Raw genomic sequence first — 11,959 nt, forward strand, 5'->3', positions numbered from 1 at the left:
CAGGGCAAGCGGCGTAGTTCAATAAGCGCAGACACAAAAGCAGAGACAGCCACACAAGACGCTGTCTCTGCGGATCTTCAAGCCCGGCCGCGGGTTGCGGTAGCCGGGGAGATGCGGGCCGCGATCAACGCCGGATAACTCACTGCCAGTTGACCGACCAGTAACAAGGCGGCGCAGCCGACGAGCAGCAGGCCCGGTGTTAGCGGTGTCATAGCAAAAGTGCTGACCAGCCAGATATTCAGGCCAATAGCGCCACCGATGCCCAGCACCACGCCAAGGCTGCTGATCAAAAGGTTTTCCAGCATAAAAAACCGCATAATTTGCCACTGACTGGCGCCGAGCGCGCGGCGCGTGCCAATTTGGCGGGTGCGGCGATTGATGCTGAACATGGCAAGGCCTACGATGCCAAAACCGGTGACGAGCGTTAGCACGATAATCACGGTCAGCAGGATATTGTTGGTGGCCTGATGTTCGCGGTAACTTTCTTCCCTGGTTTCGGTCATGGTTTTGACATTGCGGATAATGCGCTGTTTATCGCTGTCGGCCAGCATTTTCTCAATCTGTGGCATCAGTGCATCACGCCGGCCCGGCTCGGTACGGATAAACAGCCGCGAACCTTTGTTTTCCAGCTGACTTGGCACCAATGACGCATGCTCCGTATTGTCCCAGCCATTCCAGGGTGATTGCAGGCTTTTGACAATGCCGGTCACCTGCATCGGATCATGGTTGTTGATGTATACCGTTTGGCCCAACGCTTTTTTCCAGTCGCCCTCAAACAGCTTCTCAGCCAGTGTTTGCGTGATGATGATTTTCGGCGGCCATTTATTGCTCGAGCGTTCGCGCCAGCTGATGTCGCTTTCGCTGAAGTTTTCGCCGGCCAGTAATTCAACACCGAGTGCAGCAATCCCTTGGGTATCGACAAAATAAATCGCGGTACCGGTGCCGTCGACATCATCGCCCGGTTTGGTTTGTAAGCCCATCGACCAGCCGCCGCCACTTAAAGGAATGGCGTTGATTTGCGTCGCAGCCACCACGCCCGGTGTTTTGCGGATCTGGTCCAGATCCCGCGCCAACGCGCTTTGCAGCGGATAGTTTTCACCAAACACGGTGTTACTTAAATAAAAAGTGTTTTGCTCATCCACGCCGCTGGCTCTGGCCATCTGACGGTTGCGCTCCTGCATCATAAAGATGGCGTTGACCATAATGGTTAAGGTCAGGGCTATTTGCAGCGCAATTAATAAAGCGCCGATTTTGTTGCGCATCAGGGCGCGCAGCATAGGTCCGAGTTCTAACATGATGGGCTCCTTATTGCGCTTTAAGTTGTTGTGACGGTTGCACCTGACAGGCGCGCCAGGTCGGGTACAGGCCGGCCAGAATGCTGGAGCCAATCGCCAGCAAAATCGCCAGCAGCACCATATTCAAATCCAGCACCGCCAGTTCGGCCATCCAGTCGCCATACATGGACTTCACTGCCTCTAAACCGAGCCAGGCCAGCACTAAACCCAACAGCCCACCGGCCAGGCCAATACAGCCAGATTCGACCAGATGCTGCAGGAATAAATCGCGCCGGCTGGCGCCTAAGGCCTGACGCACGCCAATTTCACTGGCTTTGCCGAGGAATTTGGCCAGCAGCAGCCCGACGGTATTGAGCAAGCAAACGGTTAAAAACATCAGTGCCATCGCCATCATCATGCTGGCATCTTCTGATACCACTTCGCGTTGTTCCAGCCAGGTCATCACGTCGCTGAGTTTGTTGTTGCGGGTGCGGGCGAAGCGGCCGAATTTGTGTTGTTCGTCGGCATAAGCGTCGATGTAACTCTGGTACTGCTCGACGTCGGCTTTGGTCGGCAGCTCGACCCACAGCTGGGTCCAGATACATTCCGAATCGAGGTACGCTTTAAAGCCGGATTCAGTCGGTTTCCAGCAATTGTTATTGCCGGACTGGCCCAAAATTTGTTCCGCCATCAGGCTGAATGGCACAAAAAACTCTTCACTGTCCTGAAAAGCACCGGTGCTGATGTCATAAAAGCGCGGTTGTGGCTGCCAGCGTTTAATCACGCCTGCGATGCGGAAATCTTTGCCGGCCAGACGCAGCGTTTGCCCGGTGGAGTCTTTACCACCGAATAAACGTTCATTGATCTCTGCGGTGATCACCACAACAAATTCTTTATTTAAATCAGCCTGTTCATCCCAGCCGCTGCCGTATAAAAACGGCACATCAAACATCGGGAAAAAGTCGGCGCTGTTGGCGCGGCCTTGTGCCATAAACGGCAGCGCTTCTTTGTCGGCTGGTTCAATCACGCCGGCGACGCCGGTGGCGATACTTTGGCGCGGTGCCTTTTTCGCCTGCCATAAAGCAGTGGCATCGCGGTAAGTCAGCTGGTCCGGCGGGTCGCCGTTGTCAAAATACGGGTCATTCGGGTCCCAGGCATCGAGCTGGACATAAAACAACTGGTCACTTTTTTGCGGAATAGGGTTGGCCGACATCAGGTAATTCACTGTGATGGTGGTCATGGCCGCGCCAATGCCGAGCGCAATTGCCAGCACCATCAACAGGCTCATGCCCCAGGTGCGTTTTGAGCTGAGCCAGGCCAGCTTCAGATAATAGCTGAACATAAAGCCTCCTCAGACCGCGGCCAGATTGTGAATATTGTGCTGACCCTGACGCAGCTCCTGCGCCTGACCGTCTTTGATAAAAATCTGCCGTTTAGCGCGCGCCGCTAAGCCGTTATCGTGTGTCACCATCAATATCGTAGTGCCGTTGGCGTTGATGTCCTCCAGCAGGCTCATCACTGATTGCGCCATGCTGGAATCGAGGTTACCGGTCGGTTCGTCGGCCAGTAAAAAACGCGGTGAAGTGGCCAAAGCGCGGGCAATCGCCACCCGTTGCTGCTGACCGCCGGACAGCTGCGACGGCAGATGTTTCATCCGGGAGGCGAGGCCAACCTGGTCCAGATGATATTCAATGCGTTTTTTCCGCTCCGCGGCATTAAAACCACGATAACGCAGCGGCACGTCGACATTGTCGAACAGGTTTAAATCCGGAATTAAGTTAAAGCTCTGAAAGATAAAGCCAATTTTTTGGTTGCGCATCCGCGAGCGGCCTTTGTCGTCCAGCTTGCTGATGTCTTCACCATCCAGCCAGTATTCACCGGAGGTGGAGCTTTCCAGCAGGCCGGCGATGTTTAAAAAAGTGGTTTTGCCGGAGCCGGACGGGCCGGTCACGCTGACAAAATCGCCTTCGGCAAGGTCCAGATTGATGTCGCGCAGCGCGTGGGTCACCACGTTGTCGGTGGCAAATGATTTACTGATGTTTTTCATACTGAGCATAAATTCTCCTGTGGGCGTGGCCCGGCTGCTGTGTTCGTTTGGATTAGTTCAGTTGCTCTAATTGAGTTGTACTGTGCTGGCGCCCTGAAAAATGTCAGTGCCAGAGGTAATGATTTGGTCGCCGGTTTTCAGGCCGGACAGAATTTCCACGGCGTTAATGCTGCGTGCACCGGTCTCAATCGGGGTTTTGACGGCAAGACCATCGCGCACCAGATAAGCAAAGCGGCCATTGCTGCTATCCAAAAACTGACCGCGTGCGACCTGTAACACCGCTGGGCGCTGTTCCAGCAAAATCCGGCTGGCGAGGCGTTGGTTTTGTCGCAATGACGTTGGCGCATCTTTGGTGAAACGCACCCGGCCTTTGACCTGGTTTTCAAACACCTCCGGTGAAATGGTGACCAGTTTGCCGGCGTAAACCTGGCTTTCGACGGTCACTTCCACCGGCAAGCCAATGCTTAAGTCATTGGCGTAACTTTCAGGTACGGCAATTTCCACTTCGAACTGGCTTAAATCCACCACCGATAAAATCAGCTGGTTTTTGATGATGTAGGTTTTGTTTTCCACTGCGAGGTTGCCGAGCAAACCATCGACCGGCGAGCGCACATTCAGGCTGTCAACCTGACGCTGATAATCGGCCACCAGCAACTGTTGCCGTTGCAGCGCCTGCGCCAGACTTTGCAGTTCAAATTCGAGGTTTTCTTTATTTAATGTGGCGTCTTCCACCGCATGACGGTGCTGCACTTTGGCGGTTTCCAGGTCATCCTGCGCTTTCTCAAAATCAATCTGGCTGATAGCTTTGAGCGCATAACCCTGCTCGGCGCGGCGTTTTTCCCGATCTGCAGTGGTCAGCGTAACCTGGGCGATGTCCACCGCTTTTTGGTCAGTCAGCTGCTGTTTTTTCGCCAGAATTTTCTGCCGGTCATAGCTGGTCTGCAGGCTGAACAGCGTGGCTTGTTCCTGCTGCAGCCGGCTGGTCAGTTCAGGGCTGTCGAGCGTCGCCAGAATTTGGCCTTTTTTCACTTCAGTGCCGGCATCGAGCAGCAGGGTCACAGTACCTTCGGCCGGTGCGTACAGTTTCGGGCTGACTGCCGCGACGACCTGGCCCTGCGCGGAAATATCGCGGGTAAAATCCGCGGTTTTGACGGTATCGACCCGCACGCGCGACAGCGGCACTGAAATGTCGGATTGTGACCAGCTTTGTACGGCCGGCAGCACTAGCCAGAGCAGCAATGCTGCGCCGCCAAGTGCAGCAACTGGCCACAGCCAGCGGGGTTTGGAACGGGGTTGGTGCAGCACTTCATCCTGCGCACTGGTATCGGCTATTTTCATCAGCAATTCCTCATATGATTGCCAATGAGTCAGAGCGAGCGCGAAAATGGTTGGAAATTACGGCACTAAAACATGTAACGGAATGTGTCATTGACAGTTTTACTGTCGGCCGGCGCTGTGGGGCTGTGCGCCGGATGAAAACTTGCGGTAGAATCCGCCGCCTTCAGCTCAGGCTGCCACATGAAATGCAGAGGTGATCCGCGCATGCTGCTGTTGATCGACAACTACGACTCTTTTACCTGGAACCTGGTGCAGTATTTTGCTGAATTGGGTGAGCAAGTCGTGGTGAAACGGCATGATGAAATCGACCTTGCCGGCATTGCGGCACTAAGGCCAGACCATTTAGTAATTTCACCCGGCCCCTGCAGCCCGAATGAAGCCGGCATCTCGCTGGCGGCAATCAAGCAGTTTGCCGGCAAGCTGCCGATTTTGGGGGTGTGCCTTGGTCATCAGGCGCTGGCACAGGCCTTTGGTGGCAACATCATCCGGGCACGTCAGGTGGTGCATGGTAAAAACTCGTTGATTAAGCATGACAACAGTTCAGTGTTTGCTGGCCTCAACAATCCACTCAGTGTCACCCGTTACCACTCACTGGTCGTTGAAAAACACAGTCTGCCGGCAGAGTTTCGTCTGACGGCCTGGACTGAAACGGCGGATGGCGAGATTGATGAAATTATGGGGATAGCGCATCGCACTTTACCATTGCATGGTGTGCAATTTCACCCGGAAGCCATTTTGTCGGAACAGGGGCATCAGCTACTCGCTAATTTTTTAAGCGGACACTGCGGCTGAGCCGGCCGCAGCATTGACAGTGCCGGCCTTCGCACCGCACACTGCGGTTATTCGCAGCTAAAAATCAAAGCGGTACCATGTCGTCTATTGCTCAGGTGCAACAACAGCGTTTTTTTGATTGCATCCTTGAAATTAAGCCAGATCAAAAACGATATGGCGTTAAACGCCAAAACCAGAAAAGCAACAGTCCTCTGAATGCGCCGGCAGTGGCGACCGGTAATGCCGGCCGGACTTTGCTCGATATCGAGCAGCAGGCTGCTTTTAACCGCCAGGCCGGGGTCATTGCCAAACAACAGTTTGTTGAATTTACCCAGGCACATTTACATGATCAGGTTGCCGAAGAGCTGTTTCTGAAGCTGGGCAAGTTCGACACTGTGGCGAGCACCGTATTTAATCTGGCCGAGGGGTTCCCTGCGGTGCTTGATGTTTTGAGTGCGCGGGCTTTGACACTGAGTCAGCTGGAAAACCTGATTTCTCCGGTCGAGTGGCTCAAAGAAGATTTGCTCAAGCTGGTCAATCAACCACAGTATCGGAATAAAACGCCCTCCGGCAACTTTATCAAAGAATTAAAACCGGCCATTGGTTTGCTGGGTATTGAAACCATGAAGCAAATCCTGCCGGTATTTGCCCTGAAGCGCTCGTTACCGCACGCGACAGATCCTTTTACCGGCTTTAAAAGCCAAATCTGGCAATACAGTATTGCGGTCGCGTTGGCGGCGCAGCGGCTGGCCGAAGAAACCGGTGAAAATGCTTTTGTTGCGTATTGTGCCGGCCTGTTCCATTCATTGGGTTATCTGGTGGTGACCCGCACATACCTGCGCACTTACCAGCAGGTGAAACAAGCGGCGATGCTCAAAGCCCGCGATGCGCGGGACACTGAACTGACGGATGCACTGGACAGCCTCGATGCGGATGCCAGCTTCCTCAATTCCTGTTTCGCCGAATTCGCTGCCATTATCAGCGCCGATTTGGTGTCGAAATGGGGCCTGAAACGATTGCCGCTGAGCCAGGTGCTGGATCAGGTTGCTGAAGGGGTTGGTTATAGTGGCGCCAGTCGCCTCACCGAAATCGTGCATCAGGCGGTGTGTTTTGTGCAGGCGCAGACACTGCGCAAATATAAACTGCTGGATGACGTCGAAGAATTAGCCTGGATGCAGGCGGTACAACTGCGGCCGGAACACCGGCAGCTCCTGCAACAAACCCGGCTGGATCGACTGGAAATTGATTAATTGCCGTTGAAGTAGCTGGTAAGACCAGATTTTTTTTCACCATATTCATGCAACAGCCGGCCAGTCCGGCTGTTGTCGTTTTTAGCGTCCGGCGCTGTTTGCCAGTGGTTGCATAAGGAAACAATCAGTTGCTTAGTTATTCATCTGAACTGCAAATCTATCTGTAGCCCTTTATTTTCGCACCTTGCAGCGATTTTTAACCCGAGACTTCCAGGTTTTTTTCTGTAATACTCGAGCAGAATTCTGAATAAAAATCTGCCGGAATTTTGCATAATTGCATAAGCCAATTTCGGCCTCCCAGACTCAGAGGAATAAATCATGTCAGCAGCTTTACCCGTTACCCGCGCTTTGTTTGATGAAGTCATGGTGCCCAATTACGCACCGGCGCCGATTATTCCGGTACGGGGTCAGGGCTCCCGCGTCTGGGATCAGGACGACCGCGAGTATGTCGATTTTGCCGGTGGTATTGCGGTGAGTTCGTTAGGTCATTGTCACCCGGCACTGGTCAATGCGCTGACCGAACAGGCCGGTAAGCTGTGGCATTTAAGTAACGTGATGACCAACGAGCCGGCATTGCGTTTAGCCAAGCAGCTGGTCGACAACACCTTCGCGGAAAAAGTTTATTTTGCCAACTCTGGCGCTGAAGCCAACGAAGCTGCGTTAAAGCTGGCGCGGCGCTGGGCATTAGAGAAATTCGGCGCACACAAACAAGACATTATCTCCTTTGGCAAAAGCTTCCACGGCCGTACTTTTTTCACGGTAACAGTGGGTGGTCAGGCCGCTTATTCTGACGGTTTCGGGCCAAAACCTGCGGCAATTCTGCATGCTGAATATAACAATCTCGACAGTCTCAAAGCGCTGATTTCCGACAATACCTGTGCGGTCATTATGGAACCGGTGCAAGGCGAAGGCGGCATTATTCCGGCCACGGCTGAATTTATCGCCGGCGTGCGGGAGCTGTGTAACCAACACAATGCGCTGCTGATTTTTGATGAAGTGCAAACCGGTGTCGGCCGCAGCGGCAAACTCTATGCTTACATGCATACGCCGGTAGTGCCGGACATTCTGACCAGCGCCAAATCCCTAGGCGGTGGTTTTCCAATTGGCGCCATGCTGACCACGACAGAAATCGCTTCGCACCTCAAAGTCGGCACGCACGGCTCGACTTACGGCGGCAACCCGTTGGGCTGTGCTGTGGCTTATGCGGCAATTGAAACTATCAATCAACCAGATGTGCTGAGCGGCGTACTGGCCAAAGAAGCACTGTTCCGCGCAGAACTGGCCAAAATCAACGCCAAATATGGCGTGTTCAGTGAAGTGCGCGGCCAGGGGTTATTACTTGGTGCCGCTTTGGCTGACGCCTACAAAGGCCGCTCACGTGATTTCCTGTTAGCCGCTGCAGCTGAAGGATTATTTGTGCTGATGGCCGGTTATGACGTGGTGCGTTTTGCGCCAAGTCTGGTGATCCCGGATGCCGATATCATTGAAGGCATGGCACGATTTGAGCGGGCTGTGGCCAAAGTCGCGCAGGGCTAAGTTCTGCTATTCAAAGCGGCGACTATTCAGGTCGTCGCAGCTGTTAACCACTGCGGGACTATCAGCCACTGCGATGCTATGCCCGCAACGCAACTCCGAGGAAGCGACCCATGATGGTGATCCGTCCAATCCGCGCCGCAGATTTCCCGGTGCTTTATGAAATGGCGGTTGAATCCGGCCACGGTTTTACTTCGTTACCGGTCAACGACGAACTGCTGCAACGCAAAATTAACCGCTCCGAGCAGAGCTTTCGCAAAGCGGTACAGAAGCCGGTCGATGAGGGCTATCTGTTTGTGCTGGAAGATACCGTCAGCGGCGAGATTTGCGGCACCAGTGCCATTGAAGCCGCGGTCGGGCTGGACGATGCCTTTTATAACTATCATCTGGGGAAGGTTGTCCATACGTCGCGGGCGTTAGGCGTCTACAAGACCGTGGACATTCTGACGCTCTGTAATGACTACACCGGCGCCACTGAACTCTGCACTTTGTTTTTGCGTGAACACCGCCGCGAGAAAAACAACGGCAAGATGTTGTCGCGCTTTCGTTTTTTATTTATGGCGGAGTTTCGTGAACGCTTTTCCGACCGCATCATCGCTGAAATGCGCGGAGTGTCGGACGAAAACGGCAATTCGCCGTTCTGGGAATGGCTGCAGGAACATTTCTTTTCGGTCGATTTCCCGACTGCCGATTATCTGACCGGCATTGGCCAGAAAGTCTTTATTGCCGAATTAATGCCGAAATACCCGATTTACGTCAGCCTGCTGAGCAAAGAAGCACAGGCGGTCATTGGCAAAGTGCATGAAAAAACCCGTCCGGCGCTGCAGTTGCTGCAGTCGGAAGGTTTTTCCACTACAGGTTATGTCGACATTTTTGACGCCGGTCCGACCGTGGAAGCCAAGCTTGAGCATATCCGCACGGCGCGCAACAGTCGCCGGCTGCAGGTACGTATTGCGCCGGTCAGCGGCGGTCAGCCTTATCTGGTTTGTAATACCGACCGCGAGAATTTCCGCGCCAGCTGGACGCATCTGCATCTGGCAGAAACTGCCGCTGAGGTGAATTTGCCGGCCGAGTTTGCTGAAGCACTGCAGGTCAGCGATGGCGACTGGGTGCGGTTAGCTCGTTTATAAGTTTGAAGGAACAGTGTGATGACACAGCAAGTACAGTTTATTGACGGCGTTTGGTTAGCAGGCGAAGGTCAGGATTTCAGCTCATCAGATCCGGCGAAAAATCGTATCATCTGGCAAGGTAAGGCGGCGTCAGAGCAACAGGTCGATTTGGCATTTCGCGCCGCCCGTGCCGCGTTTGAGCCCTGGGCTGATTTAACATTTGCGCAGCGCGCTGATGTGGTCCGCGCTTTTGGTCTGCAACTGAATGAACACAAAGAAGCGCTGGCGCTTTGCATTGCTGAAGATACCGGTAAACCTTTGTGGGAAACCCGCACCGAAGTCGCTGCAATGATTGGCAAAGTGGATATTTCGATCCGGGCTTATCAGGAACGTACCGGCGAAAAAGAAAGCCCGATGCCACAAGGCCGCTCTATGCTGCGCCACAAACCGCACGGCGTGGTGGCGGTATTTGGCCCTTATAATTTCCCCGGGCATTTGCCGAATGGCCATATCATTCCGGCTTTGTTGGCAGGCAATACCCTGGTATTTAAACCAAGCGAACTGACGCCTAAAGTGGCGGAAGCGACCGTGAAATTATGGCAGGCAGCAGGTTTGCCGGCCGGCGTGCTGAACCTGTTACAAGGTGAAGTCGCAACCGGCAAAGCCATTGCCGCACACGCGGAGCTGGACGGTTTATTTTTCACCGGCAGCTCACGTACCGGTCATTATTTACATCAACAATTCGCCGGCCGGCCGGACAAAATTCTGGCGCTGGAAATGGGTGGCAATAACCCGCTGATAGTCGCTGAAGTCAGCGACATCGATGCCACAGTGCATGACATTATCCAGTCGGCTTTTATCTCTTCGGGCCAGCGTTGTACCTGTGCGCGCCGCTTGTATTTGCCGCAAGGCGAAGCTGGTGATGCCATTCTTGCGCGACTGCTTGAAGTCACCGCCAACATCAAAGTCGGGCTTTATGACGACGCAGCCCAGCCGTTTATTGGTTCGATGATTTCCAACAAAGTCGCTTTGGGTATGTTGGCGGTGCAACAGCAGCTCGAGGCTTTAGGTGGCAAAGTGCTGTTACCGATGCAGTTACTGGCCGAGGGGACAGGTTTACTGACGCCAGGCATTGTCGAGTGTTCAGCCGCGGCGCAGCTGCCGGATGAAGAACATTTTGGTCCTTTATTAAAAGTGTTCCGTTACAGCGATTTTGATGCGGCTATAGTTGCAGCAAACCAAACCAGCTTTGGTTTATCGGCCGGTTTATTGTCTGACAACGAAGCCTTGTATCAGCGTTTTTTCCGCCGTATCCGCGCCGGCATTGTCAACTGGAACCGGCCTATCACCGGCGCCAGCTCGGCTGCACCGTTTGGCGGTATCGGCGGCAGTGGTAATCACCGCGCCAGCGCTTATTACGCCGCTGATTATTGCGCGTATCCGGTGGCTTCAGTGGAACTGGCACACAGTGAATTACCGGCACAGTTATCGCCGGGGTTGCAGTTCTGATTTAGGCTGCTCGTATTTCAAATGAACCCGTTTAAAGCGGGTTCATGTTTGATAAAGCGCAAACTTTTTGTATTGAATTGCGTTGCTGGCTTGTACTTGGTCAACACCAGATATATTTTTAAGCTCAGCGCTTTACGCTGAAATGCAATCTATGGCAGATTGAATTCCCTCATCTACTTCCGGTACGCAAAGCTATGGTCACGGACAAACCCGGTTATGAACATCTGATTCAGTTTTTAACCGAACATTTAGCGTTATTCGAGCAACAAGGCACGCCGACGTCGCATCGCAAAACGCTGGGCGTGATTATCGAAGAACAAATTGCTGAACAAATTATTCAGCTCTGTCTGCAGCATACTGAGCTTGAGACTATCCATCGCAGCCAAATCATCCGTGAAGTCGATGGCATCATGTACGACTTCCAGGAAGTGCTGGCCTCAGTTATCGAAAAACCGGCGACTGAAGAGCAAATCGAACTGATTAACGAAGTGTCCTTGCTGATTAAAAACCTGTTTGATACCGCGATTGCCCATCTGATGGATTAAGACCGCACTGGTCTGACATAACTGCTGGCAGGTGAAGCCTGTTTTTCGTTAGAATAACTGTTTCCCCTCAGACAGCAGGAGCCTTATATGGCTGATAATAACCAACTTCATGCCACCGTCAGCTGGGCGGGCGACAGTAACTTTATCGGTCGTTCCGGTTCAGGCCATGCCGTAGTATTTGATTCCAACAAAGACAATGGTGTTGCCCCAACACCGATGGAAATGCTGCTGATGTCTGCCGGCGCCTGTTCATCGGTTGATGTGGTCAGCATTCTGCAAAAAGCCAAACAGCAAGTGACCCACTGTCGCGTGGTATTAAGCGGCGAGCGCGTCGATTCTATCCCGCGGGTATTTGAAAAAATTCATCTGCATTTTGAAATCACCGGCTTTAATGTCAGCGAAAAACACGTGGAACGCGCCGTGAATCTGTCAGCAGAGAAATACTGCTCTGTGTCCATCATGCTGCAAAAAGCCATGACAGTGACGCATTCATTTGCAGTGATCCAAAGCGAACTGCAGCCAGAAGGCTGACAGTTCTGAAGTTGAGTAACCTATACTGAGTACTCTGTACTCAGTGGAGAGA

The 11,959-nt window shown here is 53.2% G+C and carries 11 protein-coding genes; 7 read left to right on the top strand and 4 right to left on the bottom strand.

Annotation, left to right across the window (positions count from 1 at the left end; genetic code table 11):
• Positions 1 to 77: 77 nt before the first annotated feature.
• Genes Q399_RS0107685 through Q399_RS0107700 form a run of 4 tightly spaced genes read right to left on the bottom strand, consistent with a single transcriptional unit; the run spans position 78 to position 4,659 of the window.
• Positions 78 to 1,295 (bottom strand): ABC transporter permease, encoded by a 1,218-nt coding sequence (locus Q399_RS0107685; RefSeq protein ID WP_031567399.1) that lies wholly within the window; start codon positions 1,293 to 1,295, stop codon positions 78 to 80.
• Between the two features lie 10 nt (positions 1,296 to 1,305).
• Positions 1,306 to 2,616 carry an ABC transporter permease gene (locus Q399_RS0107690; RefSeq protein ID WP_031567401.1) on the bottom strand — a complete coding sequence of 437 codons (1,311 nt, stop codon included), beginning with the start codon at positions 2,614 to 2,616 and terminating at the stop codon, positions 1,306 to 1,308.
• Positions 2,617 to 2,625: 9 nt separating this feature from the next.
• Positions 2,626 to 3,330: an ABC transporter ATP-binding protein gene (locus Q399_RS0107695; RefSeq protein WP_031567403.1), complete on the bottom strand. Its 705-nt coding sequence runs from the start codon at positions 3,328 to 3,330 to the stop codon at positions 2,626 to 2,628.
• Positions 3,331 to 3,387: 57 nt separating this feature from the next.
• Positions 3,388 to 4,659, bottom strand: coding sequence for an efflux RND transporter periplasmic adaptor subunit (locus Q399_RS0107700; RefSeq protein ID WP_031567405.1), 1,272 nt, complete (start codon positions 4,657 to 4,659; stop codon positions 3,388 to 3,390).
• A gap of 204 nt (positions 4,660 to 4,863) precedes the next feature.
• On the opposite strand from Q399_RS0107700, the gene Q399_RS0107710 reads away from it, so the two are divergent.
• The 7 genes from Q399_RS0107710 (at position 4,864) to Q399_RS0107745 (ending at position 11,907) form a co-directional block, all read left to right on the top strand.
• Positions 4,864 to 5,451 carry an anthranilate synthase component II gene (locus Q399_RS0107710; RefSeq protein WP_031567407.1) on the top strand — a complete coding sequence of 196 codons (588 nt, stop codon included), beginning with the start codon at positions 4,864 to 4,866 and terminating at the stop codon, positions 5,449 to 5,451.
• Between the two features lie 77 nt (positions 5,452 to 5,528).
• Positions 5,529 to 6,680: an HDOD domain-containing protein gene (locus Q399_RS0107715; protein WP_031567410.1), complete on the top strand. Its 1,152-nt coding sequence runs from the start codon at positions 5,529 to 5,531 to the stop codon at positions 6,678 to 6,680.
• Positions 6,681 to 6,998: 318 nt separating this feature from the next.
• Positions 6,999 to 8,216 carry an aspartate aminotransferase family protein gene (locus Q399_RS0107725; protein WP_031567414.1) on the top strand — a complete coding sequence of 406 codons (1,218 nt, stop codon included), beginning with the start codon at positions 6,999 to 7,001 and terminating at the stop codon, positions 8,214 to 8,216.
• 110 nt (positions 8,217 to 8,326) lie between these two features.
• On the top strand, positions 8,327 to 9,343 hold the full coding sequence (gene astA, locus Q399_RS0107730) for an arginine N-succinyltransferase (protein WP_031567417.1): 1,017 nt from the start codon (positions 8,327 to 8,329) through the stop codon (positions 9,341 to 9,343).
• Positions 9,344 to 9,361: 18 nt separating this feature from the next.
• Positions 9,362 to 10,831, top strand: a complete 1,470-nt coding sequence (gene astD / locus Q399_RS0107735; RefSeq protein ID WP_031567419.1) for a succinylglutamate-semialdehyde dehydrogenase — start codon at positions 9,362 to 9,364, stop codon at positions 10,829 to 10,831.
• Between the two features lie 194 nt (positions 10,832 to 11,025).
• Positions 11,026 to 11,376: a DUF3802 family protein gene (locus Q399_RS0107740; RefSeq protein WP_031567421.1), complete on the top strand. Its 351-nt coding sequence runs from the start codon at positions 11,026 to 11,028 to the stop codon at positions 11,374 to 11,376.
• Positions 11,377 to 11,463: 87 nt separating this feature from the next.
• A complete protein-coding gene (locus Q399_RS0107745) occupies positions 11,464 to 11,907 on the top strand; it encodes an OsmC family protein (RefSeq protein WP_031567424.1) in 444 nt (147 codons plus the stop codon).
• The last annotated feature ends 52 nt before the right edge of the window (positions 11,908 to 11,959 follow it).

It is taken from the genome of Rheinheimera texasensis DSM 17496, from assembly GCF_000711985.1.
Classification (GTDB): domain Bacteria; phylum Pseudomonadota; class Gammaproteobacteria; order Enterobacterales; family Alteromonadaceae; genus Pararheinheimera; species Pararheinheimera texasensis.